This window comes from Streptomyces sp. NBC_00322, assembly GCF_036147535.1.
GTDB lineage: Bacteria > Actinomycetota > Actinomycetes > Streptomycetales > Streptomycetaceae > Streptomyces.
Map to the genome: position 1 here is coordinate 3,575,257 of NZ_CP108019.1, position 25,185 is coordinate 3,600,441.

Here is a 25,185-nt window from a genome sequence, read left to right on the forward strand (position 1 = left end):
ACCATGGAACTTAACAGCGTTAAGGAAACCGACGTACTGGTCGTCGGAGCCGGACCCACCGGGCTCGCCCTCGCCTGCGATCTGGCCCGCCGCGGCGTGCGCGCCCTCGTCGTCGAGCAGTCCGACGCCCTCTTCCCCGGCTCGCGCGGCAAGGGCATCCAGCCCCGCACCATGGAGGTCCTCGACGACCTGGGCGTGGTGGACGCGGTCCTCGCGTCGGGCGGGACGGCCCCGGTCGGGATGGTCTGGCAGAACGGCGCCCGGCAGGGCGAGCACGACATGTTCGAGCGCCCGGGGCCCACGGATTCCGCGCCGTACGGCGAGCCCTGGCTGCTCCCGCAGTGGCGCACCCAGCAGATCCTGCATGCCCGGCTGACCGAACTCGGCGGCAGCGTCGCTTTCGGCACCGCCCTGACGGGGATCACCCAGGACGAGCACGGCGTGAGCGCGGAGCTGTCGACCGGGACGGTGCGCGCCGCCTACGCAGTCGCGGCCGACGGCGGCCGCAGCACGGTGCGCCGGGCGCTGGGCATCGCGATGTCCGGCGAGGACGTCGACCCGGCGCCGATGCTGGTCGCCGATGTCCGCATCCCCACCCTCGACCGGCTCAACTGGCACGTCTTCCCCGGCGACGGCGCCGGCTATCTCGCCGTCTGCCCGCTGCCGGGTACGGACGACTTCCAGCTGGTCGGCCAGTGCACCGACGGCGAGCCGGACATCTCGCCCGCGGGCGTACGGGCCCTGGTCGCCGCTCGCACCCATCTGACCGCCGACGAGGTCACCGAGATCCTTCTGGCATCGGACTTCCGGCCGCGCGCGGCGATGGCCGAGCGCTTCCGTGAAGGGCGGGTGTTCCTGGCGGGCGACGCGGCCCACGTCCACTCCCCCGCCGGCGGGCAGGGCCTCAACACCAGCGTCCAGGACGCGTACAACCTCGGCTGGAAGCTCGGCCAGGTACTGCGCCACGGGGCGCCCGGGTCACTGCTCGACACCTACGAGGAGGAACGGCTGCCCGTCGCCGCGCAGATGCTCGGCCTGTCGACGCGTATCCACCGGGGCGAGGAGCAGCGCGGCGCGGCCACGATGCAGCTGGGCCTCGGCTACCGCGGCGGCCCGCTCGCCTCCGGATCCGCGGGGGCACTGGAAGCGGGAGACCGCGCCCCGGACGGCCCGCTGCCCGGCGGGCGGCGGCTCTTCGATCTCTTCCGCGGCCCGCACTTCACCCTGCTCGCGGTCGGCACGGATGCCGAACTGCCGCTGCTGGAGGGAGAGTTGGTGCACGTACACCGCGTCGAGGCGTACGAGCCGTACGGCAAGGGCCTCTTCCTCGTACGCCCGGACGGCTATGTCGGCTGGGCGGGCGAGGACACGACCGGCCTGAGCGACTACCTGGCGAAGGTCACGCGCTGCTGAGCGAGAGCTTCACCGCGAAGCCCAGGAAGAGCGCACCGGCCGCCGACGTCGCCCCCGCCGACAGCCGCCTGCGGCGGCGGAAGGCGGCCGCCAGATGAGTGCCGGTGAAGATCAGCAGGGTCAGATAGAGGAAGCTGGCCAGCTGCGCGAACGCGCCGAGCACGACGAAGGACAACGCCGGATAGGCGTAGCCGGGATCGACGAACTGCACGAAGAAGGCGATGAAGAAGAGGATCGCCTTGGGATTGAACAGGCTGATCACCAGCGCCTTGCGGAACGGCCGCTCAGCGGCGGGCTCGTCGGCGGGTGCCGACTGCTCGGCCGTCAGCTCCCGACGGCTGCGCCACATCGACCACGCCGCGCGCAGCATCCCGATCGCCAGCCAGGTCAGATAGCCGGCGCCCGCGAACTTCACGATCCCGAAGAGCAGGGCATTGCCCTGAAGCAGCGAGGCGACGCCCGCCGCGGACAGCACCATCAGCACGGTGTCGCCGCACCACACACCGGCGGCGGCCTTGTAGCCCGTACGCACGCCTCGGCGCGCGGCGACCGAGAGCACGTACAGCGAGTTCGGCCCCGGCAGCAGAACGATCAGGACAAGGCCTGCGAGATAGGTCGGCAGATCGGTAACACCCAGCATGAGGCGGAGTGTCGCACATGGGTACGACACTCCGCCTTTGTGTTCCGTATCGCGGAATGGATCAGAAACAGGTGCACCGGGTGCGACCCGGTCCCCGTCCCGCTGCTGCACCCCTCCGGTGCCTGCACGGCCACGGAGCGCAAACGGCGGCTCAGAACGCGTCGGTCGGGACGTACGTCCCCCACACCGCGCGCAGTGCGTTGCAGACCTCGCCGACCGTCGCCCGAGCCTTCAGCGCGTCCTTCATCGGGTACAGCACGTTGTCCGTGCCCTCTGCGGCCCGGCTCAGTTCCGCGAGCGCCGCGTCGACGGCTGCCTGGTCGCGCTCGGCCCGCAGCTTCGACAGGCGCTCCGCCTGCTGTGCCTCGATCGCCGGGTCGACCCGCAGCGGCTCGTAGGGCTCCTCCGCATCCAGCGTGTAGCGGTTGACGCCGACCACGACCCGCTCGCCGCTGTCGGTCTGCTGCGCGATGCGGTACGCGCTGCGCTCGATCTCGTTCTTCTGGAAGCCGTGCTCGATCGCGCTGACCGCGCCACCCAGGTCCTCGACCCGCCGCATCAGCGCCAGCGCCGCCTCCTCGACGTCGTCCGTCATCTTCTCGACGACGTACGAACCCGCGAAGGGGTCCACGGTCGCGGTCACATCGGTCTCGTACGCGAGGACCTGCTGCGTCCGCAGGGCGAGCCTGGCCGACTTGTCCGTCGGCAGGGCGATCGCCTCGTCGAAGGAGTTGGTGTGCAGCGACTGGGTGCCGCCGAGCACCGCCGCGAGGCCCTGGACGGCGACCCGCACCAGGTTCACCTCGGGCTGCTGCGCGGTCAGCTGCACCCCGGCCGTCTGGGTGTGGAAGCGCAGCATCAGCGACTTGGGGTTCTTCGCGCCGAACTCCTCACGCATCACCCGGGCCCAAATGCGGCGCGCGGCACGGAACTTGGCGACCTCCTCCAGGATCGTCGTACGGGCGACGAAGAAGAAGGACAGGCGCGGCGCGAAGTCGTCGACGTCCATGCCGGCCGCGACCGCCGTACGCACGTACTCGATGCCGTCCGCGAGCGTGAAGGCGATCTCCTGCGCGGGAGAGGCCCCGGCCTCCGCCATGTGGTAGCCGGAGATCGAGATGGTGTTCCACTTCGGGATCTCGGCCCTGCAGTACTTGAAGATGTCGGCGATCAACCGTAGCGAGGGCTTGGGCGGGAAGATGTAGGTGCCGCGGGCGATGTACTCCTTGAGCACATCGTTCTGGATCGTGCCGGTGAGCTTGTCCGCGGGCACGCCCTGCTCCTCGCCGACGAGCTGGTAGAGCAGCAGGAGCAGCGCGGCGGGGGCGTTGATCGTCATCGACGTGGAGACCTTGTCCAGGGGGATCCCGCCGAACAGGACGCGCATGTCGTCGATCGAGTCGATGGCGACGCCGACCTTGCCGACCTCGCCGTGGGCGAGCGGCGCATCGCTGTCGTGCCCCATCTGGGTCGGCAGGTCGAAGGCGACCGAGAGGCCCATGGTGCCGTGGGCGATGAGCTCCTTGTAGCGGGCGTTGGACTCGACGGCGGTGCCGAAGCCCGCGTACTGGCGCATCGTCCACGGACGGCCCGTGTACATCGACGGATACACACCGCGGGTGAAGGGATACGAGCCGGGCTCGCCCAGCTTCTCGGTCGGGTCCCACCCCTGAAGAGCCTCCGGCCCGTAGACCGGTTCGATGGGCAGTCCCGACTCGGACTCGCGCGCCATGTCTGTGCCTCCGCTGAAGCTACTCGTTGGTAACCAACCTCGCGACGGACTGTAGCGGCGGGTCCCCGACGGATGGAGAGCCCCGCGCTGGGACCTTGCTCACAACCGTTCGCACGGCTTCCTCCCCATCATGCGCGGGATTGCGCAACCGAGCAGGGCGGGAATCTGTCTCATGAGGCACAGCAGATACAGGGGGGCGACATGCTTCGGAACATCGTCATACGCAGATCACTCGCCGCGGCCGCGGTGCTCGCCGTGACCGCGGGGTGCACGGCCCAGGCCGCGACCGGCCGCCCGGCCGATTCGAAGGCGGGGAGCACGGCGTCCACGCAGACGCCGTCTTCTTCGGATCCGGCCACGCCGTCGGTGAAGCCGAGTGAGAAGCCCAGCCAGAGGCCGAGCGAGAAGCCGAGTGAGTCCGCTTCCCCGAAGCGCACGGTGCTGATGGCGAGCGGCACCAAGAGCGAGCAGGTGCGTGAACTGCAGGCCAGGCTGGCCCAGATCGGCTGGTTCGACGACACCCCGACCGGCACCTACGGTCCGGTGACGGTCGCCTCGGTCAAGGGCTTCCAGGGCAAGCGGGGGCTGCCGACGACCGGTGACACGGACACCGTGACCTGGCAGCGGCTGCTCGGTATGACGAAGAAGCCGACGCGCGACGAGCTGGCGGGCAGGACGGTCAACAAGCCGTCGGCGAAGCTGGATCCGCGCTGTATGACGGGCCGGGTGATGTGCGTGAGCAAGACCACCCGCACGCTCTCCTGGGTGGTCGACGGCAAGGTGCGGTCGACGATGGACGTGCGCTTCGGCTCGCAGTACACGCCGACCCGCGAGGGCGTGTTCAGCGTGTTCCAGAAGTCGCGGGACCACGTCTCGACGATCTACCACACGTCCATGCCGTACGCGATGTTCTTCAGCGGCGGTCAAGCGGTGCACTACTCCGCGGACTTCGCGGCGCGTGGCTACAACGGCGCGTCGCACGGCTGCGTCAATGTCCGGGACAAGGGAGCGATCGCCGGCCTGTTCGCGCAGGTCCGCAACGGGGACAAGGTCGTCATCTATTGGTGACCTCAACCATCAATTGAGGAACCCCCGCGGCGAGCAACCACGTCCGCGAGAGCGGCGGCGGTTTAGCCGCAAAGAAGGGGCGCGGGCGGGACCGGGGGAACGTGTCCCGCCCGCGCCATTTGCGCCGAGTCGTAGGTACGGGGGGAACCCCGGCTCAGGCGCAGCCGATGACCAGTCGGCTCACTTTCTACTGCGTCACCGGCTCGAAAAACGTCACACCTGGTGGGTCCGAAACTCGACCCCGGCAATAGAGCGCAGGTCAGAGCGCGATCAGCGTGGTGCTGGGCGAAGGCGAGGGAACACTTTCGGACGGCCGGGGCGTCCAGGCGACCGGCGGCAAGGTCGCGCTGCCCGACTGGCTGCCGCTTGAAAGCTTCCCGGCGCCACCGTCACTGTCATGGCTGTCACCGCTGCTGCTGCCGCCGCTGTCACTGCCGCTCTCGCCGCTGCCGTCCCCGCTGCCCTTGGTGTCGCCGCCCAGCAGTTGGTCGCAGAAGCGCTCGACACGACTCGCGCCCTTGGCCGCGGCCTCCAGCCGCCGCTTGCTGTCCGGAGCGATATGGCCGCTGCGGTAGTCGCGGCAGGCGTCCACCATCTTGCGGTACCACTCTTCGCGCTGCTGACGGGACTTGTCCCCGTCACCCTGCGGCTTGCCCGAGTTGCCGTCGGTGCCGCCGACAGCGGGATCCGGAGCCCCGGTCCCGTCGCTCGGCGAGGGCGAGAGGGGCGGCGTGCTCGGCGATCCTGAGGTGTACGGAGGAGCCACCGCTCCCCCGCCGGTGGGCGAGTCGGATTCCAGCGGCTCGGGGGTCGCGGCCACCGAGACGGAGGACGCGGGCAGCGGATCGCCACGGAAGGGGCTGGGCAGGAGGCCGGTCGTCGCGGCGACGGCGGCGCCGCCGAGCGCGCAGCCGGCCACAGCGGCGGCCAGTCCGAAGCGCACGGGACGGCCGAAGCGCGGGCGGCGCGCAGGGCGCCGATGCGAAGGAACCAGCCGTACGGCCCCGACGGCATCCCCGGCGGGCGCCGCGGCGTCCGCCCTGGCCTTGCGGAAGGCGGCCAAGGCGGCGGCCTCACCGGGCATTTCGCCGTCACCGGCGTAGTCGAGAGACTCGGTCCGGCCCGCCTCGTACAGCGCGCGGGAGAGTCGTGCGGCCTGGATGCGGGCGTGCTCGTCCGAGGCCTCGACCGGCTCGCCGCGCAGCATCCGCTCCGCCGCTTCCCTGTCAAGCCACTCGAACTGCTCGTCGGCCATCACATGTCCTTCTGCGTCCGCAGGCGTGAATGCGTCACACCGGCGGGCGCCGACGCGCCCGGCCGGGGGCCGCGCTGCGGCGGTACTCCGTTCAGATCCGCGCCACGCTCTTCGGGGGCCGAACCGTTCGAGCCGTTCGAATTATTCGGTGCATCCCGACTGTCCGTATCGTCCCGACTGTCCATGAAGTCCGCATAGTCCGCGCCGTCCGCGCCCAGCAGTTCCGCGAGGCGCTTCAGCCCGCGGTGCGCTGCCGTCCGTACGGCTCCGGGCCGCTTGCCCAGCGTCTTGGCCGCGCTCTTCGCGTCGAGACCGACGACGACGCGCAGTACGACGGCCTCGGCCTGATCCTGTGGCAGCTGGGCGATGAGCGCCATGGTGCTGCCGGTTGCGAGCGCCTCCATGGCCTCGTCCGCGGTGTCCGACTCGGCGGGCTTGCCCGTCAGTTCGGTCTCGTCACCACCTACGGCCGGGCGGCGGCCACGCATCCGTATGTGGTCGAGGGCGCGGTTACGGGCGATCCGTGCGGCCCAGCCGCGAAAGCGGTCCGCGTCGCCGCTGAACCGGTCGAGGTCGCGGGCTATCTGGAGCCATGCCTCGGAGGCGACGTCCTCGGCGTCGGGATCGCCGACCAACGTGCGTACATACCCGAGCAGCCGCGGATGCACAGCGCGGTACACAGTCCGGAAGGCGTCTTCGTCCCCGGCCTGCGCCGCGAGCACCGCGGTGGTCAACTCCGCGTCGTCCCCCAGCACTACCCCATACCCTGTCCTGAATCGCAGCTGGTCATCACTGCCGCGCCACCCTGCGCGAATCAGCACGCTACGTCCTTGCACCCGGCCACGTCCACATTTTGTACAACCCGCAACATCATGCTGCCACAGCGGGGTGTGACAGAAAACGCACGCTCGGCGCTGAGAGAAGTACGGGGCCGCTCTGCGGCCCCGGCGAAGACGACCGGGGCCTCTCCTGTGGGGGGTGGCGGCCCCGGTCGTCCTTGCATGTCCAGCACCGCCGGTCAGCGGGGTCGGGCCGCCGGTGTGTCCCGGCCGTCGCGACCAGCCGCTCGCCCGTTGCCCTGCTTCTGCGAGGACTTCCCCTTCGCGGGCTTTGTGTCCGGCCTCCCGTTCGCAGGGTTCGTCGGCCGGGTGTCGGACATCTCACCCGCCAATAGCCGCTCGCAGTAGGCCCGTACGAACTCCGGCCCGCCCGCGGCCGCTTCCAGCCGGGCCATGGCCGCGCTCCGGGGCGGCGTACCCCGTCGCGAAACGGCCGCCAGATACACGCGGCAGTGCGCGGCTGTGTCCCGCGCGGTGCCCGGACGTGCATGGGGAGTCGCGTCCGCGGACGGCCTCGTCGGCCGCGCCGGGCTCTCGGGTGCTCCCGCCTCCCGCCGTTCGCGGGACCGCTCTTCCGCGGGACCCGGTTCCGCGGGCGCGCTCCGTACCGGCTTCGGCTCCGCGCCGCCCCCGAACGGCGACGGGATCGCGCCCTTCCCGGCCGCGACCGCAACCCCGCCCACCGTCGCCGCCGCGGCGACACCCGCCACCAGCGCCCTGAAGACCCGCGCCCGGCGCTGCTCACCGGCCGCCCGCCAGTCGTCCCGCCTCCGCCGCCACCGCACCCGCGCCGTGATCAGCCCCGCCTCGCGCGCCTCCCGGAACGCCTGGAGCGCCCGCTCCTCGGCACCGGCATCGAACTTGCCGGGCCGGCGCGCCGCCCCGAGCAGCCCTTCGAGCTCGGGTGTACGCGGGTCCTGCGGTTCGGGTTTCATCTCTCATCCTTCGGCGTACGCCCTGGCCAGTAGCTCCGCCAGTCCCTTCAGTCCCCGGTGCGCCGCGGTGCGTACGGCTCCGGGCCGCTTGCCCAGTACCCGTGCCGCCGCCGGCCCGTCGAGTCCGACGACCACACGCAGCAGCACGGCTTCCGCCTGCTCGCGCGGCAGCCGGCCGATCAGCGCGAGAGCACGCTCGGTGGAGAGCGTTTCGAGCGCCGCGGCGGCCGTGTCCTGTCCGCCCGGAAGGTCCAGCACGTCCTGTTCGAGTAAAGAGGTACGCGGACGCCGCTTCTGCCTGCGCAGATGATCCAGGGCGCGGTGCCGGGCAATGGTCGCGGTCCAGCCCCGGAACCCCGCACCGTCCCCCCGGAAACGGCCGAGATCACGGGCGATCTCCAGCCACGCCTCGGCCGCCACGTCCTCGGCATCGTCGCCGACAAGCCCGCGGACATACCCGATCAGCCCTGGCTGCACCAGCCGGTACGCAACGGCGAAGGCGTCCTCGTCCCCCTGCTGCGCCCGCTCGACGGCAGCTCCGAGTTCCGCGTCGTACGCCCCCACATTTCCCTCTCCGTACCAGCGCCCCTCGGCACATGCCCCTACTTCTCTGCGTACGGAGACCGAGAAACGTCACCGTCCGCAGGCGGCCCTCGGGGTGGCCGCCCTGCGCGTCCGCCCGTGCAGCAAGAGATAGAGGCGCTGAACGGACTCGTCAGGACCGCCCAGTTCGAAGCGGTTGACGACCTTGCCGAGCGGATTCCACACCCGCCCGTCGGGCATCCGGACGCCCGCCGGCTGCCCGAACAACTCCCGCTGCTCGGCCCCGAAGTCCACCCACTTCGCACCGGCCCGCCGGACGATCACCTCTCCCGTGTACGCCCCAAGTCCCTGGAGCAGCCCGGCGACCTGCCCGATGTCCGGACGGCCGCGGCGTACCCCGTCCACCATGAAGTCGACGAGCCGCAGGCTGGCGACGGAGTAGTCGAGCGGCAGCCTGCCGCGCTGCGTGAGGCGGTCGACGACCCCGGCGACGTACGCGCGCATGTCGGCAGCGCTGGGCAGCACTCCAAAGTCCGTATCCATGTATGACCAAGCGACATGCTGACGCAGAACATCACGGTGTCCGGAAGTGACGCTTCTCACACAGGAGTTCGAGCCATGCGGTGTTGACCGGTGTGTCAGCCGATGGCGATGCGCGGGTGGGCGCCGGGCTGGATCCAGGCCATGATCCGGTCCATGGTCGAACGCGGCACCGACACGCAACCCGCGGTCGCTCCTCGTCCGTTGACATGCAGGAAGATCCCGGCACCGCGGCCGGGCGTCGCGGGCCAGCGGTTGAAGTTGATGACCAGGGCCTTGGCGTACTGGGTCGGGTAGTTGATGAGGTGCTCACTGCCGCGGTCACCGGTCTCGGTGAGCGGGAAGTCGGCTCCGGCCGCGGTGTGCATCTGGTTGTAGAACTTCGACTGCGGGTCCTCCACCCACCAGTGACTGCTGTTGACCCGCGTGTACGGCATGTTCGTGCCGCCGGACTCGACGCCGAAGCCTTCGGTGATGGTGTACGTGCCCGATGGCGTGGTGTAGGTGCCCTGTCGGCGGGTGGACCCGTCGACAATGCCGTTCGACCCGACCCGGCCACTGGCGGTGATGACGGACTTCCAGCCGGACGATCCCTTGGCCCAGGCCGTCACGGTGGCGTAGGAGCCGCTGGCTTTCACGGTGATGACCTGGGTGGCATTGGCCACGTCGACGCGCACGGGGAAGTTGGGGGCGTGGGCCGTCGGGGCGGCCTGAGCCGTCCCCGTACCGCCGCCCGCCGCACTGCGGGAGCCGCTGGGTGCGGGCTTGGCACTGCCGGACGGCGTCGCGGAAGCAGAGGCGGAGGTGGAGGGGGAAGCAGACGCCGAGGCGGACGCGGAGGCGGAACCGCTCGGAGAGGCGGAAGAGGCGGACGCGTCCGACGTCACGCTGGTGGCGGTGGCCGCGGCAGCGTCGGCGGCCGGGGCGTCCTTGCCCTGGTGCCCGCAGGCCGTGGCCAGGAATATCGCGCCGGTGGCAGCCAGTGCGGCGGAGAAGGTACGGGACGAGGGCAGCACGAAGTAACCCTTCAGGGTGATGGGCAGGACGCGACGGCCGGGATCGGCACGGCGGAGTATGGCTGGTTTTATATCAGGTCGACGCCCGAATGCGAACCGACGGATATTTCGGTCAAATCCCTAGACGCCGAGATCGCGGCGCGAAGCTGACGGCTCATCACGAAACATCGAGCCGACCGTGATTGCTGCTGGCGGAGGGCCCCATCATGGTCGTCAGCTTCTGGAAGGTTGGATTCTTGCAGAAGGCCGGGTATTTACCGGTGATGAATTCCAGGGCGTCGGTCGTGAACCGGGAAACAGCCGCAATGAATTCATCCGAACCGCATGGGCCCTCAACTGGAATGTCTCAGTACCAGAAGGCCTTGATGACGGCATGGCCGGTTGAAGCAGCGCGTCCGTAGAAAGCGCACAGGCCCGCGTGCTGGCCGAGGAAGATGTCTTTGACCTCCGCTTCGTCCCAGCCGCGGTACGGCGCCGCGATCTTGGCCCCCGCGGCCGCCCACAGCGCGTCGAACGACGCGGTTGTCAGGAAGTCCGCGGCTGCCCGGACCTCCGCCGCAGTCAGTAGGACGAAGGGTGGTTGATCGTGGGAGGGGTGGTAGACGGGGCGGCCCCCGTAAACCGGCAATTCGCACTCCCGCGATTCAAAGGCGCCGTCTGCGAGTGCCGCGGCTGCGAGGTGGAGTTCGTGGACAGGGCCGAAGTCCTTTTCGATGGCGTGGGCGATGCCTGCGTCACGCTCGGCTTCCCAGTGGTCGGACCAAGCCACCTCCATGAACTCCTCCAGCCAGGAGTAGTTGTCCTGAATTTCGGTTTCCCGCAGGGCGCGGAGGTGCATGTGGAAGCTCACGGTCTCGGTACCTCCTGCGCGGCGGAGGTCACCGGACGCCCGCGGGGAGCTCGATCTTCCCGTCGAACGTGCCCTGGTTCTCCTGCCGTACGTCCTGCTCGTACGTGATGTCCCGGCCACCGGCGTACGGGACGAGGAAGCCGAACTCGAACCGGTGGCTCTTGATCCGGTACGTCTTGGCGTCCAGGACCAGCACCTCCTCCAGCCCGGACAGCGTCAACTGAGCGTCGACCACCGGGATTCCGGCGTCCCGGAGCTGCTCGGCGGTGGGATCGAACTCCCGCTGCGCCTTCTTCACCCAGGCCCGTTCCCGGACGGCGGTCAGCCTCTGCTTGTCGCTGGCGACACGGAGCTGGATCGTGCCGTCCGTCTTGGTCAGCGTCATCTCGTCACCGGCGGCCTGCGCGTACTCCCGGAACTCCTCGATGGCCGCGACGGCGTCCTCGACCTTGTTCTGCATCTCGGGGTCGGAGGTGGGTGCGGCCTTCCAAGGCGCGCTGCCCTCCTTGAGGTGCGCCGTGCCGTCGACGACGTAGATCTCCTCGTTCTTGGTGGTTCCCTTGCTGCTGGTACTGACGCCCTGCGAGTGCAGCGCCTCCGGCTCCATGCCGCGCCGGACCGTGGCCCGGTAGGTCGCGGCGCTCTTCCGGCCCTGAAGCGTCAGCCCTTCCTGTCCCTTCACGGAGAACGTCCAGGCGCCTTCCTCCGCCATCGCCTTCTCGGCGAGGTCGAGGAAGTCCTCCGGGGACTCGGGTGCCGCGGGCGCCTCGGAGGACTGCGTCGCCTCAGGGCTCTCGGCCCCGGCCGGCTCCACCGGCCCGTCCTCCTCCGCCGCGCCGCAGGCGGCCAGCGAGAAGGCGAGCGGCAGAAACAGTGCAGCGCACCTGAAACGACTTCGCATGGATCTCTTCCTTACGTCACGGCGGGGCGCGCGGACTGTACAGCAGCGATCAGCCTCCGATCACGCCGACGACCATTCCTCGCGAACCGTCATGAATGCTCTGCATCTCACACCACACGGTCTTGCTGCGGGGGCCCTGTTCCACACCCCACCGCAGGGCCAGGGCGTCGAGCAGGGCGAGGCCGCGGCCGGTCTCGTCGTCGTCTGCGGCCTTGCACAGAACGGGCAGTGCCCGGGGGTCGGGGTCGGTGACCTCCAGTCGCGTACGGCCCTGCCCACAGGCCACACGGACGGTCACGGGTACGCCCTCCCCGAGATGGCGGACGACGTTCGTGATCAGCTCGCTCGCGCACAACTGGAGGTCGGCGCAGGGACCGCCCATGTACGCACACAGGGCCCGGCGGACCTCGGGCACTTCCTTCGGGGTGGCGAGCAGTTCCAGGGTGAGCGGTGGTCGCATCACGCAACTCCCTTGCGCAGGGCGACGACCAGAGCGCGCGCAGTGGCCAGGTTGCAGTTGCCCAGCGCGATGAGGGGCGGGGTGCGGTAACCGGCGGCGAAGGTCGGCAGGTCGACGCCGAGGGACGGCAGCGTGATGCCGTGGGCGGCGAGGGCGGTCCGCGGCTCCTCGGCGCAGTCCTGTACGTCGGGCTGGTCGTGCATGGGTGTCACACCTTCCAGTGCGCTCTGTGACGAACTGCTCACACCCTGACGGGGGTCCGCGTACGGTGAAAGAGGTTCGGACACCCGGCCCTGAACTGCACGTATGGGACGTCGAGTTGGTATGAAGACGGGAATCGCCGGGACTTGGGCGGACACGCCGGGAAACAGGCGGTAGCGGCACCAGGAGCGGTGAACGATGGGACAGCGCAAGGACATCGACGGGTCGGCAAGCGTCCCCACCTTCTACGGCAAGGAGTTGCGCTGGAAACGTGAGGAGGCCGGACTCACTCTCCAGGAACTGGTCGAGGGCAGCTTCTACGGCCCCAGCCACCTCAGCGAGATCGAACGCGGTGCGCGCCGCATGCCGGCGGAACTGGCCGAGCACGTGGACAAGGTGCTGGGCACCGATGGCTTCTTCAAGCGGCGTTGCGAGGACGTACGGAAGGCGAAGAGGCGAGGTCATGCCAGCTACTTCGAGCGCGTGCTGGAGGCGGAGAAGCACGCGGAGACCATCGAAGAGTGGTGTCCGACACTGATTCCGGGCCTGTTGCAGACGGACGCGTACGCGCGGGCCGTGGTGCGGGCGACGCACCCGCTGGCGCCCGACGAGGAGGTGGAGGAGAAGGTCAGCGCCCGCATGGCACGGGCCCGCCTCTTCGAGGACGACCACAAGACCCCGATGTATTGGGTGATCCTGCCGGAGTCGCTGCTGCGCCAGCCGATCCTCCCGCCGGGGGCGATGGCCGAACAGCTTGAGCACATCACGGCGTTGGCGCGGAGCCGCCGGATCCTTCCACAGATCCTTCCGTGGAACCGCGGACCGCATCCATTCATGCTCGGCACGGTCATGATCATGACCTTTCCGGATGCCCCGCCCCTGGTCTACACGGAGGCGCTGCACACCGGCGACACCATCGACGATCCGCCCCTCGTGAAGGAGTACCGCCGGTCGTACGATTGGCTCAGGGCCGCCGCGCTGCCACCTGAGGCGTCCCTCGCCATGATCGAGGAAACGGCTGAGGATGACCGAAATGGCAAGCAAAGACATTGACTTGAGAACGGCCGTCTGGCGCAAGAGCAGCTACAGCAACGGCAGCGGGGGGAACTGCGTCGAAGTCGCCGAAGCGTTCCCCGGCGCCGCCCACTGGCGCAAGAGCAGCCACAGCAACGGCAGCGGCGGGGACTGCGTCGAGGTCTGCGACGCCCACACCGGCATCGTCCCCGTCCGCGACTCCAAGCTCCCCCACGGCCCAGTCCTCACGCTCACGGCCCGCGCCTGGACGTCCTTCGTCACGTCCCTCAAGGAGGTCCGGGCGTCGTCGGCCCCGTGAGCCCGGCGGCGGGTCAGGACTCGCGGTAACCGCGAGGTCCACTGGATTGCGGGGTAACCCCCGTCATGAGGTCAGGGGCATTTCCAGTCCCACCGCAGAACGCTCGTCCGGCCACTCGCCACTGACCACACCGATGCTACGGAGTGCCGCATTCACCGCCCCGCCAGCAGGGGACTGCGTCGTGCCGTTTTCGGTTCTGTCGACGAACGAAGCCGACACCACCCCGCCCGAAGCGACGATCCCGGACTCCCGCCCGGGCTGCCACTCTAGGAATGCCACGGTTCTTGAATACCCCCACTGGACAAGGCCCTTGCCGTCGCTCTCGTCGCTCGCCCCGAGGATCTCGAACGGTTCGAACATCCGCCGATTGTCGGGGCTTCCCCGCACGGACCTGAGCAAGGACTCGTGATTGGCGAGCACCGACTCCGTATCCCCTTGCGCCTCCAGCACCATAACGTGGTCACTGAAGGCGCCCCACTCCGGGAAGCGCCGACGCAGTTCCTTGAAATCAGCTGGCAGCGCGGTGCCGAGCACCCTTTCGGTGCGGGACCAGTCGAGGTTGCCGGGTTCCGTGCTCCAACAAGTCACCGCCAGGCGATCAACCCACTCCATGTGCACCCCTCCACGCGCTCAGGCCACTGATTCCATCGGGAAGAAGTCCGGCTCTGTATCCGCGGTTCAGGCCAGCGGGCCGCTGATGACGCTCAGCTGTAGACGCGCTTGGCCACGGCGCTGCCGCTCGCCGAAGCCTCCAGATAGAACTTCCTCATCGCTTCAAACTTGCCAACCAGCGCATCGATCATCCAGTCCGGTGCTCCCCCGACAACCCGAAGCTTGCCCTTGTTCTCACGCACCTGTGCCTCACGGTCGATGCCTTGAAGATAATCAGCCGCCGCACGGACCAACTCCGGTTTCAGAACGAGCAATACGTCGACCTGTTCCCCTTGAGTCGCGATGTGCTCACCTCCGAGCACGGGCAACGACTCGACTCCGGTGGTCGGAAAGTCCTCACCGGCGAGAAGGACGTTGACCATTTGCCAGTACTCACCAAGACTGCACAGGATCCCGGAATCCAACTCCTTCTTAAACGTCCTGTTCTTGAGGGTCTTCGAGAATTGCTTCTCCAGATGATCCGGGCCCTTCGCCACCTCATCAGCTGAAACCCGGCGCATTCTCAATGACGTACCCATCTTGGACTCCTGTCTCGTCTGGATGCTGATACCAAGCCGGACCTGAAGTCGATCAATTTTTGGTACGTAGGGTTGTTCCGGAACGCCGGATATCTATCGGCAATGAAGCCCAGACCGGCATCCGTGAACCGGGTAACCGCGACAACGAACTCGTCCGTTCCACAGTTTCCAGGAACCGGATCCCAGGATCTCAGGATCTTCAACTCTGGCGCCTGCGGCACGAGTTCGATCAGCATGTCGCTCTCAGTGAAACTGACTCGCCCTTTTCCGCCTCCTCGAATCGACTGGGCAGACAGCAGGAGGCAGTACATGAAATCTAGAACCGGAACCCGGAAGGTTTCCGCATCGAAGCCGTCTGCGGCGAGCGTGACCGTTGTCTCGAAATAGGAGTAGCGCACCGCCTCATCGTCACCGGCGTCGATCTCCACAACGAATCCGCCTGACTCTCCAGCCGCCGGAGGGAAGTTGAAGGACTTCAAAGCTTCTTCGACACGATCGGCCAGGCCACGAAGGCTTGCAAGATCACGCTCTTCCATACATTGACCTTTGACGGGCATCGCTACTCGGCGTCCCCACTGACTACGGGCCAAATCCGTTCGCGGGACACACCCAGACAGGGCCGTTCGTTTGACAGACCCGCTATAGGCCGAATTCAGGGTCGGCAGAAGTGCGCTTGTAGTAACACGAGTAGGCATGGTCGGGCTCCCCGTACACCGGGACACTCCCGCTCATCCACAGCTCTCCGTTCTCCACATAGAACGGCAGAAACTCGTTGTCTTTCCCGTTCTCGAAATTGAGCACCAGATAGGGTGTCAGACCGGGGTCCTTGTTGACCGCATGCCATTTCCCGCCGTCCGAACGGCGCGTCACCTTCGAGTCCGACCCGGGACCGGACCACTCGACCGGAAAGTCCTTGACGGAAAAGGTGTAATCGTCACGCAGCCGAATGACTGGAAGTGGCGATCTGCATTCCGGCCCTCCATTCCATCGACCGACCAGTTCGGAATGATGTACGGCCTTCGGGGTGACGGCGGTGGGTTTACTTTTCCCGCACGCGGTCGAGGCAAGTACCGTCAAGGTGACAGCCGCAAGGCATGCACCAGTACGAAATACGTCGAGCTTCACGCGATCTCTTCCGGTCGTTCCGGGCGGCGGGGCCGCCCCCAGGGATTCCTGGGCGCGGCCCTGCCGTTCTTCAGGGCGCGTCCCGGCCGGACAGCCGGCGGGAGCGAGAGTGTCAGGCTGCCATCAGAAGAGGCTGCCCAGCCAACTCGTCACGGTGTCCAGGAAGCCACCTGAATCCCCCGACGACGACGATGACGATGACGACTGCGACGGAGCCTTGGGGTCGTCGAGGTCGACCGTCTCCGTCCACGTGATGCTCTGATCCTTCGTGCCGAAACGCCCCGTATCGTAATAGTCGTTGAGGACACTGCCGATGTTCTTGTCCCACCAATCGCTGTACCCGCCGAGCTCCGGGGCGATATGCGTTCCGGAGTTCATGGTGCTGCTGTTGGTCACATGGAACTGAACGGTCGCCGTCCCCGCCTCCTTGTCGACGGACTTGACGGTGTATTCCATGTTGTATGAACCAAGGAATGCCGCGGACATGTTCGACGTGAAGTCCATGAAGACGGTCTTGGTGTTCAGCGAGTGATTCAAGCCGTTATTCTTGATGAAACCTGTCTTCGGGTCCGGCTTTCCCTGTTTGACCGTTGCGTCCAGATTATAGTTGCCGATGTTGATGTTGTCGGCCGCGAGCTCCCGCACGCGCTGGACATGGTAGTGGTCCATGAGCGACTGCGTGAAGGCGTCGTTTCCTCCGAAGTCCCGATGCTTGGGGCCGGTGCCCGAGACCCATTCGAAGCCCAGGTCCACACCATTGGGATTTCCGGGAGTTCCGAAGCATCCGGGGCAGTGCTCCCGAAGGATCGGCTCCGCGGCGATCACGGGGCTAGCAAGCGTGTCGGCGACAGTCTCGACGGTGCCGACCCAGGCAGAGGCGAAGTTGTCGTCCCAGGGGCAGAAGGCGCCACCTTCGCACCAGTTGTGACCGTCGATCTCGACGCTGCTGATCGGGTTGCCGCCGGTGAAGGCGTAGCGGTTCCCCGTGAAGGGATCCGATCCCAGCCGCATGTCGGCCAGGGCGCCGTTGTACATGTCCCGGCTGGTGAAGCGGTTCAGGCCGGGGCTGTAGTCGCGGAAGCCCATGTCGTAGGTGCCGCTGGCGGAGTCCCAGCGCTTGGCGTTGAAGCGGTAGGGGTTGTACGCCTCCTTGTCGGGCTGGGCGGTGTCGGGCTTGTCGATGCCGGTGAACTCGGCGTCGTTGTTGTTGCCGTAGGCGGTGTAGCCGTAGGTGGACTTGGTGTCACCGCTGGTGTCGGTGAGGGTTTCGACGTCGGTGTGGCCGTTGTAGCCGTAGACGCCGAGCTCCTCGGAGCCGTCGGTGTTGCGCTTCAACTGCGTCAGGCGTTCGCCCCACGGACTGTACTGGTAGGACTTGGTGACCTGGCCGGCGACGGCCTCGTTGAGCACCTCACTGGAGGTACCGAGGTAGTTGAAGTCGGTGGTCTTGCCGTCGGCGTCCGTCTTGGATGCCGTGCGGTCCAGGGGGTCGAAGACGTAGGTTGTGGACTTCGTCGTGACCCCGTCGGCCTGCAGCTTGGCGTTCTTGACCACGTGGTCGAAGCCGTCGTAGTCCCGGTCCTCGACCACCTTGCCGCCCGCGACGACCGTGTCCAGTCGTCCGTATGGGTCGTAGTTGTAGCTGTTGGTCGCGGCGCCGATGTTGGAGCTGAGGAGCCGGTTGCGGTCGTAGGTGTAGTTGGTCGTGACGTTCTTGATCGTCTGGGTGACGACGTTGGCGTTGGCGTCGTGGACGTAGGTCTCGGTGCCCGCGGCGCTGCCCGTCTTCACGGACTGGGCGAGCCGGTTGACCGGGTCGTAGGTGTAGTCCGTGGTGGAGTTCAGGTACGCGCCGTGGTTGTCGGCGTTCATCTTGGACGCGACGTCCTGCGCCTGGTTGCCGTTGGCGTCGTAGGCGTAGGTGTGCGAGGAGACCAGGGTGGCGTTCGGCTTCTTCTCGCTCTGGGTCTTGAGCGCGCCGTTCAGGTAGTAGGTGTAGTCGACCGTGTTGCCGTTGGCCTTCGTCTCCTTCAGCCGCTGGCCGCGGTCGGTGTAGGTGTAGTCGGTGATCTTCGGCGAGGCGTCCGAGGCGGACTTGCCGACCTTCACCGTCTTGACCAGCTCACGCAGGTCGTAGATGTACTGCGCGTACTGGTCGGGGTGGGTCGTCGTCTCCTTCTGGCCGTTGGCGTCGTAGGTGAACGACGTGGCCTTCTTCTCGACGCCGGACAGGGACTCGCTGACCTTCTGGACCTGGTTGAGCCCGGTGTAGGTCATCGTGTATGTGTCGATCTTGGCGCCCGAGGAACTGTCCGTGATCGACGTCAGGTTGCCGTTGAGGTCGTACGAGTAGGTGGAGTTCTTCTTCTCGTTGTCCGTCTCGGTGACCTGGCGGACGATCTTCACCGCGTCGGCGACGACCTTGCCGGAGGCGTCGGTCGCCAGGGTGATCTTGGACGTGTTCCCCTGCTTGAAGGAGAACGAGCCCAGCGAGACCCAGCTGCCGCCACCGGTGCTCTGGTTGACCGTCTTGTCGGTGGTGCCGGCGTCGTGGGTGACGGTGTACTTCGCCGCCGTGGAGGCACCCGAGGTCGTCGGGTACTTCGCATAGGCGGTGTAGGTGCCGTCCTGCGGAACGTTCAGAGTCCAGGTGAACGTGTCCGTCGACGTCCCCGCCGCGTGGGTGCGGTGGTCGTAGCCCTGCTGGCCGGTGGCCGAAGCCGTGGCCCAGGTGCCGGTCGCCGAGACGGTCTGGGTGTCGGAGTTGTCGGCCACCACGACGTGGGCGCCGACCGGCACGCCGTCGTCGGAGCGGGCCTGGAGGCTGCCGTCGGGGTAGTACGCCCAGCCCTGGGTCCGCGAGCTGGAGCCGCCGGCGGAGGTGAGGGTGCTCGAGATCTGCTGGCCGGTCTGGTTGTAGCCGTAGGAGGTGATGATGTCCCACGGGTCGGTGGACGTCTTGGTCCAGCCGTTGTCGAAGTAGGTGTAGTCGGTGTCGTTACGGACCGTCTGACCCGCCGACGGCGGCGCGGACACCCGCGAGGTGCGGCCGACCGCGTCGTAGGTCGTCTGGGTGTAGACGTTGGGGTCGTTGTAGCGGGCGTCCGCCGGGTCGTAGGGCTGGAACTGCTTGACCGGACGGTTTAGCTTGTCGTACTCGGTACGGCTGGTGAAGTCGTCCACGGCCGCAGTAGCGGTGCCGCGCGGGCTGATCACCTTGGTGGTGTTGCCCATCTGGTCGTACTCGAACTTGGTCGACCGGACCGTTGTGCCCTCGTAGGGAACCTTCTGCTCGATGACCTTGCCGCGCTCGTCGTAGACGGCCTGGGACTTGTTGCCCTCCTTGTCGGTGCTCTCGACGACCAGGGAGTCCTTGTCGTAGGTGGTGGTGGTGTACTTGCCGGCCGCGTCCGTGACCTTGGTCACGCGGTGGTTGAGGTCGTACGCGGTCTTGGAGGTGTAGTCGGTCGTGTCGGCGGTGGCGTTCCTCTTCGGGTCGATGACCGTGACCGGGTTGCCGACGTTGTCGTACTCGTAGGAGACCTTGTCACCCTTGGCGTTCACCACCGACATGAGCTGGTAGATCTCGTCGTAGTTGTTGGTGGTGACGTAGTCGTCCGGGACGGAGGTCGTCGCCACGCCCTTGGGCTCGGTCGTGGTCTTGAGGTTGCCGACCTTGTCGTAGGTGTAGTGCGTCGTGCGACCGCTCAGGTTGTTGTCCGGGCCGGTCGCCTCGGTCACCTGGTCCGCGGAGTCGTAGACCGCGGTGGACACCACGCCGTCCGCGGCGGTGCTGGTGGTGACGTTGTCGTTGGCGTCGTACAGCGGAGCGGGGGTGGTGATGAACACCCCCTGCGCCTGGTCCTTGGGCAGCTTGTTGACCAGCGGACGCTTGAAGGCGTCGTAGGTCTGGGTGGTGGTGGTGCCCAGCGTGTCGGTCACCGAGGTGACCTGACCGCGCTCGTCGTAGACGAACGAGGTGGCGTGGCTCTCCGCGTCGGTGATCGTCTTGGGGTAGCCCATGACGTCGAAGTCGGAGTTGACGGTGGCGTTGCCGTTGGCATCGGTGGCCTTGGTCAACTGCCCGTAGCCGTCGTAGTCGTACTTGGTGGTGTAGTCGTCGGGCACCGAGGTGGTGGCGACACCCTTGGGATCGGTGACCGTCTTCAGGTTGCCGAAGGCGTCATAGCCGAACTGCCACTTGCGGCCCTCGGGAGAGGTCTTGGTGAACAGATCGGCCGAGAAGCCGTCCGCACGGGTCTGGTACGTGTAGACCGTCGCCGCGGTGCCGTTCTTGTTGGCTTCCGCGTCCTTCATCGTCAGCGGGTTGCCGGTCTTCGGGTCGTACGTCCAGGTGGTCTGGGCGCCCTTCGCGTCCTTCATGAGGATGACGTTGTTGTCCGCGTCCCAGGACATGTCCACTGTCTCGGACTTGGCGTTGGTGGCCTTCACCTGGCGGCCGAAGTCGTCCAGGACGTAGTCCGTGGAGTGCGACTCGGAGTCCGTGACCTTGGTGTCGGTGAAATTCGTGTTCGTCGGGTCCGCCTGGTAGGCGAACGTCGTGTTGTTGTTCAGCCGGTCCGTGATGGTCTTGGTCCACCAGTGGTACTTCGGGTCGTCGCCGGTCTGCGGGGCGTAGTAGTCCAGATTGGTGGCGTTGCCCCGGGGGTCGGTGGCCGTCACCATCTTGACGTTCTTGTTGCCCTGCGTGGCGTCGTAGACGAACTTGAACACCTTCGGCTGCGAAGAGCCCACGCCGTCGGTGAACTGGCCGAGCAGACCCTTGTCGGTGTACCAAAAGTTGATCTTACGACCGGAGACGTCGGTGACCGACTTGATGTGGTCGTAGATCTTGGAGTTGGTCAGGTTCGAGCCCGTGGCGATGGTGCCGGTGCTCGAGACGTACTCGTAGGAGTTGTCGCCCTTCTTGAAGTAGTCCACCGTCAGCGTCTGCCGCGACGCGGGGTCGGTGATGTACGTCAGGAACTTGGTCGGCTTGTTGTTGGACTTCCGCTCCTCGTAGGTGAACAGCATGGTGTTGCCGTTCTTGTCCACCGTGGAGGTCAGGTATCCGTCGCAGCCGAACAGGAAGCGGCTGCCGTCCGGCCGGGTCATCGTCCAGGCGTCCGGGATCGGGTCCTTGGTCGGGGTGCAGTCCAGACCTGCCTTGGCGGCCAGCTTGTAGTGCACACCGGCCGGCGCCTTCCACGAGCTCGTGGCCGAGTCCCAGCGGAACACGTGGGTGGTGCCGTCGCCGTCGGGCAGCCGCACCTCGGTGGGGTTGGGCTTGGGGTGGAACTCCAGCGGCGCGCCGAGCCGGATCGGGCCCGATGCCTGGAAGGACCAGCCGTAGCCGGAGACCGTGTCGGAGGTGTCCAGGCTGTTGTAGGCCAGCCGGAAGAACGTGTTCAGACCACGGCCGGGGTTGTTGAACGCGTTGTACGACCACACCACATTGCCGGAGGCGAGGTTGTTCATCATGCTCGCACCCGCGCCGGTGTTCTTGCCCGTGTAGCCGTAGAACTTCTCCAGGCCCAGGGTGTTGGAGGTCGGGTCCTCGACGGTGACGTTCTGCTTCAGCGACGGGATGGCGCCGGTACCGGCGGACAGCCAGGTGCCGTCGGCGACCTTCTTGATGTCCCAGCCGAGCACGTAGTCCAGGCGCTTGTTGCCCTCATCGGAGTTGATGGGGGTCTTGACCTGCGCCTGGATGGTGGCCGACTTGCCCGGCAGGAGGGCCGGGATCGCGGTGGACAGCTGGTTGCCGCCGGTGGTGACATCGGTCCCGTCGGGCAGCTTCCAGGTGTACGACAGCTGCCGCTCACCGGCGGCCCACGCGGTCGCGGTGGTGTTGGTGACCGTGAAGTCCACCGTGTACTGCGAGTTCGGCGTCATCCGCGCCGGAGTGGTCGGCGCGTAGTACGTGTCCTCGGTCGTCGAGTCGACGTAGATGACCTGCATGTACGGACGCAGCTGCGGGTCCGAGGCCTCCGACGACAGGAACAGCGTGCGCTCCTGCGGGCCGGTGGTGGTCTCGTCCTTCAGCTTGACGGCCACGCCCTTGTTGCCCGTGGGCGTCTTGACCCAGGACTGCATCAGGCCGGTGGCATCCCACCAGTGCCGCCCGACCTCGTCCGTGATCTGCGGGACGGTGTCCGAGACGGTGGCGGACATGTCGCCGCCCGGCGTGGTCCACGCAGTCGTCGCCGTCGCGTTGTTCCACGTCGCCGTCGTGTCGGTGAAGTCCCGGGTCAGCGCGTGGAGTTCGTAGATCGCACCATTGGTGGTGCTGGTGGTCTCCGCTCCCCACATGTACATCTTGTTCTCCAGCACCGTCGCGGTGGTGGGGATGCCGGTGGTGGGGAACTTCAGCACGGCACGCGTCTTGCCGTACGTGGTGGAGTTGTTGCCGACGCTCAGCCAGGTCTGGCCCACGCCGAAGGACTGGATCGCGTTCTGGTTGGTGGTCGGCTGCTGCGAGGACAGCGTGGTGTCCGTCTGACCCGCCTGGATGATCTTCATCGTCCGGCCGGCCTTCGGGATGCCCACCACCCGGGTCGGAGAGCCGAGCAGCTCACCGCCCTTGGTCTTGACCGCCAGCTGGTAGAAGTACGACTTCCCGATCTCACTGGAGCTGGAGTCCGGGGTCGGCACCGCGGTGGTGTCCGTGTAGCTCGTGGCCGTGGCCGCGATCGGGGCGATCAGGGTCGCCGCGGACGGTGTGAAGACCTGCTGCGTGGAGCGGTGCAGCTGGTACTCGACGATGTCGTCGTTCGTCGCGCCGCCTGTGTTGCTGTACGCGGGCCAGGACAGCTCCGGGCCCGTGCCGTGCACCACGGTCGGGGAGTTCAGCGCCGTGCCGACCTTCCCGTAGGTGACGGTCAGCCGCGGAATGGTCGAGGTCTCGCCGCCGTAGGTGTTGCCGTCGCCCGCCTCGTAGCGCGGGCCGCCGGTCGGCGCGGTGCCCGACTCGTCGGTGGCCTTGAGTACGAACCCGTAGTTCGGGGCGGTACCGGACACCCACTTCTGGACGGTGTCGGCGACCGGGAAGTCGTGCCACACGTTGTACTTGCCGACCGGCTTCACGATCTGTGCCGGGTTCACCAGCCGGATCGAGTCCGCCAGGTTGCGCGTGGTCGAACTGCCGGTGTCACCCAGCACGATCTTGCCCGCGTTGCCCTTGGCAAAGCTGTACTCGGCGGCGTCCAGGGTCTTCCAGACCCCACCGGTCCCGGTCTGGTTGACCGTGTAGTTCTTCGTGCCACCGTTGTACGTGACGGTGTACGGGGCGGCCGTGGCCGCGTCGGAGGCCGCCGGGTAGTGCACATCCACCCGGTAGGAGTCGGTCTCCGGGACCTGCGGCTGCCAGGTGTACTTCTCGCCCGTGAGCGCGTTCTTGTTGTAGGCGAAGTCGTCATTGGTCGCGGCCCCACCGGTGGTGGTGCCTCCCGGCCACTCGCCGACCGCCGCCGTACCGGTGTCCCCGTCGTCCTGCTGGACGGTGGTGCCGGACAGCTCACCCACCAGCGCACTGGTGTTGGACCAGTTCGCACCCGCCTCGGTCCACGAACCCGTCGCCCGGTGCGCCTCGATGGTCACCGCGTTGGCGTTGGTGGTGTGCGACTGGTCGTAGTACATCCCCAGCCGCGCGGCATCGACCTTCACACCCGCCGGGATCTCACTCAGCGGAAACTGAATAAGCGAGCGCGCGATGCCCGTGTCCGTCTTGCCGGCGGAGAGCTTCCACGTGGTGTTGAAGTTCACCGACGGCTGGTCGGACAGGACCATCGTGTCCTGCGAGTCCGTCGGCGACGGCGCGATGGTGATCGTCGGGTCGATCACCACCGGGTACTGACGCTCCTTCGCCGCCAGCCACTTGGTGTCAGGCGTGAGAGTCAGCTTCCAGTTCTCGCCGTCGCGGGCCAGCTTCTGGCTGACCTTGGTGGAGTACGTACCACCGGTCGGCGACAGCGCGTCCTTCTTGGCGTCCGTCATGTACGGCGCCGGAATGACCATCACCGGAGTGTTCGGGAGCTCACCGAACAGCGCGACCGAACCGTCCTTGCGGGCCTTCGGCGTCAGGCCGTCGGTGTTCAGCGTGAAGGTGTACGACACCGGGCCGGCCGGAGCCGCGTCCAGGACGATGTTCTCCTTGACCTGTCCCCGGCCCACCACGTACTGCAGATCCGCGCCGGAAACAGCGTCCTTGTACGTGACGGTCTCGCCCTTGGCCTGCGGCTTCAGCGACTTGCCGGCACCCTTCAGGCCCATCGTGACCGAGCGGCCGTTCGGCGCTCCGAAACGCAGCAGCTTCTCGGCGTCGGAGCCGAACCAGCTCCGGCTGGTGTTCGCCGTGTTGGCGAAGCCGAAGCCCTTCTCCGTCGTCGGCCTCAGCGCCGTGTCGATCGGCTTCCAGGACTTCCCGGACTTGTACGAGACCGGAACGGCCGACAGCTCCGCCTCGACCCGGCCGTCCGACAGCTGCCAGAACCGCGCCTGTGGGGTACGGCGGTTCGTCAGCTCCTTGACCCGCTTGGCCTTCGGAAGCTTCTTGCCCCTGGGCAGCTTCTCCCGGCTGGGTATCTCCAGCTTGCCGCCGACGGGCGGCTTGTCAGCCTCCTCGTCGTCGTCCGAGAACCAGCCCTTGACGGTGTCGACAATGCCCTTGCCGTCGTCATTCGACGACGACGCCGGGGCCGCATACGCGACCTGCGGCAGCAGCGTTCCCGCTATCGCCGACACGACTAGACAGGAGATATATCTCCCGTACGGAACTTTCACCTCGTTACCCTTCCGCATCGGCGGGCCAATTCGCCGCATGCGAAATGGGCACGCCGAATGAGCCGACCCGGAGGTTTCCGGTCGGCGTGACTCATTGCTCCACGAACCGCGAATTGCCAGTTCACGGACGTGGCGGCGTGATTTCTAGTCACTGGAGTGACGTCCAGTCAACCCCTTGGACAATCGGGACAGTTGACCCCTGAAAAGAGCGTCGATTCGCCCGTTTCTTCCGCTCGCTCGCGCCGAGCGGGTCGCGTCGTGTATAAACGCCCGGTTCCGAAGAGAGTCAATTCCTTGAAAGCCGGTGCCTCATGCCATCCACACAATCGCCTGAATCCGCTGAGTCCACTGAGTCCGCTGAAT

21 protein-coding genes are annotated in these 25,185 nt (G+C 67.2%); 4 read left to right on the plus strand and 17 right to left on the minus strand.

From position 1 onward, the window contains the following. Nucleotides 1-3: 3 nt before the first annotated feature. The gene (locus tag OG905_RS16030; RefSeq protein WP_328670231.1) at nt 4-1,413 is read left to right on the plus strand and encodes an FAD-dependent monooxygenase; all 1,410 of its coding nucleotides are present in this window, start codon (nt 4-6) and stop codon (nt 1,411-1,413) included. On the opposite strand, the gene leuE is transcribed toward OG905_RS16030, so the two are convergent. After that, nucleotides 1,400-2,053: a leucine efflux protein LeuE gene (gene leuE, locus OG905_RS16035; RefSeq protein ID WP_328670232.1), complete on the minus strand. Its 654-nt coding sequence runs from the start codon at nt 2,051-2,053 to the stop codon at nt 1,400-1,402. The two genes, OG905_RS16030 and leuE, sit on opposite strands and share 14 nt — an antisense overlap. A 151-nt stretch (nt 2,054-2,204) precedes the next feature. Next, a complete protein-coding gene (locus tag OG905_RS16040; protein ID WP_328670233.1) occupies nt 2,205-3,785 on the minus strand; it encodes an acyl-CoA mutase large subunit family protein in 1,581 nt (526 codons plus the stop codon). Nucleotides 3,786-3,986: 201 nt separating this feature from the next. Between OG905_RS16040 and OG905_RS16045 the strand changes: the two genes are divergently transcribed. Next, nucleotides 3,987-4,853, plus strand: a complete 867-nt coding sequence (locus OG905_RS16045) for a L,D-transpeptidase family protein (protein WP_328670235.1) — start codon at nt 3,987-3,989, stop codon at nt 4,851-4,853. Nucleotides 4,854-5,112: 259 nt separating this feature from the next. Here the strand turns inward: OG905_RS16045 and OG905_RS16050 are convergent, their stop codons facing one another. From OG905_RS16050 to OG905_RS16095, 10 genes are all read right to left on the minus strand, one after another. Then, nucleotides 5,113-6,108, minus strand: a complete 996-nt coding sequence (locus tag OG905_RS16050; RefSeq protein WP_328670236.1) for a hypothetical protein — start codon at nt 6,106-6,108, stop codon at nt 5,113-5,115. Next, nucleotides 6,108-6,863 carry an RNA polymerase sigma factor gene (locus OG905_RS16055; RefSeq protein WP_328670237.1) on the minus strand — a complete coding sequence of 252 codons (756 nt, stop codon included), beginning with the start codon at nt 6,861-6,863 and terminating at the stop codon, nt 6,108-6,110. The genes OG905_RS16050 and OG905_RS16055 overlap by 1 nt, the downstream gene beginning before the upstream one ends. A gap of 263 nt (nt 6,864-7,126) precedes the next feature. Next, nucleotides 7,127-7,882 carry a hypothetical protein gene (locus tag OG905_RS16060; RefSeq protein WP_328670238.1) on the minus strand — a complete coding sequence of 252 codons (756 nt, stop codon included), beginning with the start codon at nt 7,880-7,882 and terminating at the stop codon, nt 7,127-7,129. Between the two features lie 3 nt (nt 7,883-7,885). Beyond that, nucleotides 7,886-8,446 carry an RNA polymerase sigma factor gene (locus OG905_RS16065; protein WP_328670239.1) on the minus strand — a complete coding sequence of 187 codons (561 nt, stop codon included), beginning with the start codon at nt 8,444-8,446 and terminating at the stop codon, nt 7,886-7,888. Between the two features lie 69 nt (nt 8,447-8,515). Then, the gene (locus OG905_RS16070) at nt 8,516-8,968 is read right to left on the minus strand and encodes a hypothetical protein (RefSeq protein ID WP_328670240.1); all 453 of its coding nucleotides are present in this window, start codon (nt 8,966-8,968) and stop codon (nt 8,516-8,518) included. A 95-nt stretch (nt 8,969-9,063) separates the two neighbouring features. After that, a complete protein-coding gene (locus OG905_RS16075; protein ID WP_328670241.1) occupies nt 9,064-9,981 on the minus strand; it encodes a L,D-transpeptidase family protein in 918 nt (305 codons plus the stop codon). Nucleotides 9,982-10,327: 346 nt separating this feature from the next. Then, nucleotides 10,328-10,831, minus strand: coding sequence for a DUF1877 family protein (locus OG905_RS16080; RefSeq protein ID WP_328670243.1), 504 nt, complete (start codon nt 10,829-10,831; stop codon nt 10,328-10,330). 28 nt (nt 10,832-10,859) lie between these two features. Continuing rightward, nucleotides 10,860-11,732, minus strand: a complete 873-nt coding sequence (locus tag OG905_RS16085) for a hypothetical protein (protein ID WP_328670244.1) — start codon at nt 11,730-11,732, stop codon at nt 10,860-10,862. Between the two features lie 49 nt (nt 11,733-11,781). Continuing rightward, nucleotides 11,782-12,192, minus strand: coding sequence for an ATP-binding protein (locus tag OG905_RS16090; RefSeq protein ID WP_328670245.1), 411 nt, complete (start codon nt 12,190-12,192; stop codon nt 11,782-11,784). Beyond that, complete coding sequence (locus OG905_RS16095; RefSeq protein ID WP_328670246.1) at nt 12,192-12,395, minus strand: hypothetical protein; 204 nt, start codon at nt 12,393-12,395, stop codon at nt 12,192-12,194. The genes OG905_RS16090 and OG905_RS16095 overlap by 1 nt, the downstream gene beginning before the upstream one ends. A 196-nt stretch (nt 12,396-12,591) precedes the next feature. Between OG905_RS16095 and OG905_RS16100 the strand changes: the two genes are divergently transcribed. Beyond that, nucleotides 12,592-13,446: a helix-turn-helix domain-containing protein gene (locus OG905_RS16100; RefSeq protein WP_328670248.1), complete on the plus strand. Its 855-nt coding sequence runs from the start codon at nt 12,592-12,594 to the stop codon at nt 13,444-13,446. Further along, a complete protein-coding gene (locus OG905_RS16105) occupies nt 13,427-13,726 on the plus strand; it encodes a DUF397 domain-containing protein (RefSeq protein WP_328670250.1) in 300 nt (99 codons plus the stop codon). The genes OG905_RS16100 and OG905_RS16105 overlap by 20 nt, the downstream gene beginning before the upstream one ends. A gap of 63 nt (nt 13,727-13,789) precedes the next feature. Here the strand turns inward: OG905_RS16105 and OG905_RS16110 are convergent, their stop codons facing one another. The 5 genes from OG905_RS16110 to OG905_RS16130 all read right to left on the minus strand — a co-directional run bounded on the left by OG905_RS16110 (nt 13,790) and on the right by OG905_RS16130 (nt 24,840). Next, nucleotides 13,790-14,338 (minus strand): hypothetical protein, encoded by a 549-nt coding sequence (locus tag OG905_RS16110; protein ID WP_328670251.1) that lies wholly within the window; start codon nt 14,336-14,338, stop codon nt 13,790-13,792. A gap of 92 nt (nt 14,339-14,430) precedes the next feature. Next, nucleotides 14,431-14,916, minus strand: coding sequence for a DUF1877 family protein (locus OG905_RS16115; protein WP_328670253.1), 486 nt, complete (start codon nt 14,914-14,916; stop codon nt 14,431-14,433). Then, the gene (locus OG905_RS16120; protein ID WP_328670255.1) at nt 14,901-15,452 is read right to left on the minus strand and encodes a hypothetical protein; all 552 of its coding nucleotides are present in this window, start codon (nt 15,450-15,452) and stop codon (nt 14,901-14,903) included. Before OG905_RS16120 ends, OG905_RS16115 begins: the two co-directional genes overlap by 16 nt. Nucleotides 15,453-15,555: 103 nt before the next feature. Further along, nucleotides 15,556-16,041, minus strand: coding sequence for a hypothetical protein (locus OG905_RS16125; protein ID WP_328670257.1), 486 nt, complete (start codon nt 16,039-16,041; stop codon nt 15,556-15,558). A gap of 123 nt (nt 16,042-16,164) precedes the next feature. Next, complete coding sequence (locus OG905_RS16130) at nt 16,165-24,840, minus strand: golvesin C-terminal-like domain-containing protein (RefSeq protein ID WP_328670259.1); 8,676 nt, start codon at nt 24,838-24,840, stop codon at nt 16,165-16,167. Nucleotides 24,841-25,185 lie beyond the last annotated feature (345 nt).

Excerpts from the sequence above, each read along its gene's own strand:
- OG905_RS16040 (WP_328670233.1), bottom strand. The coding sequence starts at position 3,785 with ATGGCGCGCGAGTCCGAGTCGGGACTGCCCATCGAACCGGTCTACGGG.
- OG905_RS16090 (WP_328670245.1), bottom strand. The coding sequence starts at position 12,192 with ATGCGACCACCGCTCACCCTGGAACTGCTCGCCACCCCGAAGGAAGTG.
- OG905_RS16120 (WP_328670255.1), bottom strand. The coding sequence starts at position 15,452 with ATGGAAGAGCGTGATCTTGCAAGCCTTCGTGGCCTGGCCGATCGTGTC.
- OG905_RS16110 (WP_328670251.1), bottom strand. The coding sequence starts at position 14,338 with ATGGAGTGGGTTGATCGCCTGGCGGTGACTTGTTGGAGCACGGAACCC.
- OG905_RS16060 (WP_328670238.1), bottom strand. The coding sequence starts at position 7,882 with ATGAAACCCGAACCGCAGGACCCGCGTACACCCGAGCTCGAAGGGCTG.
- OG905_RS16105 (WP_328670250.1), top strand. The coding sequence starts at position 13,427 with ATGGCAAGCAAAGACATTGACTTGAGAACGGCCGTCTGGCGCAAGAGC.
- OG905_RS16085 (WP_328670244.1), bottom strand. The coding sequence starts at position 11,732 with ATGCGAAGTCGTTTCAGGTGCGCTGCACTGTTTCTGCCGCTCGCCTTC.
- OG905_RS16095 (WP_328670246.1), bottom strand. The coding sequence starts at position 12,395 with ATGCACGACCAGCCCGACGTACAGGACTGCGCCGAGGAGCCGCGGACC.
- OG905_RS16030 (WP_328670231.1), top strand. The coding sequence starts at position 4 with ATGGAACTTAACAGCGTTAAGGAAACCGACGTACTGGTCGTCGGAGCC.
- OG905_RS16130 (WP_328670259.1), bottom strand. The coding sequence starts at position 24,840 with ATGCGGAAGGGTAACGAGGTGAAAGTTCCGTACGGGAGATATATCTCC.
- OG905_RS16100 (WP_328670248.1), top strand. The coding sequence starts at position 12,592 with ATGGGACAGCGCAAGGACATCGACGGGTCGGCAAGCGTCCCCACCTTC.
- OG905_RS16050 (WP_328670236.1), bottom strand. The coding sequence starts at position 6,108 with ATGGCCGACGAGCAGTTCGAGTGGCTTGACAGGGAAGCGGCGGAGCGG.
- leuE (WP_328670232.1), bottom strand. The coding sequence starts at position 2,053 with ATGCTGGGTGTTACCGATCTGCCGACCTATCTCGCAGGCCTTGTCCTG.
- OG905_RS16115 (WP_328670253.1), bottom strand. The coding sequence starts at position 14,916 with ATGGGTACGTCATTGAGAATGCGCCGGGTTTCAGCTGATGAGGTGGCG.
- OG905_RS16070 (WP_328670240.1), bottom strand. The coding sequence starts at position 8,968 with ATGGATACGGACTTTGGAGTGCTGCCCAGCGCTGCCGACATGCGCGCG.
- OG905_RS16045 (WP_328670235.1), top strand. The coding sequence starts at position 3,987 with ATGCTTCGGAACATCGTCATACGCAGATCACTCGCCGCGGCCGCGGTG.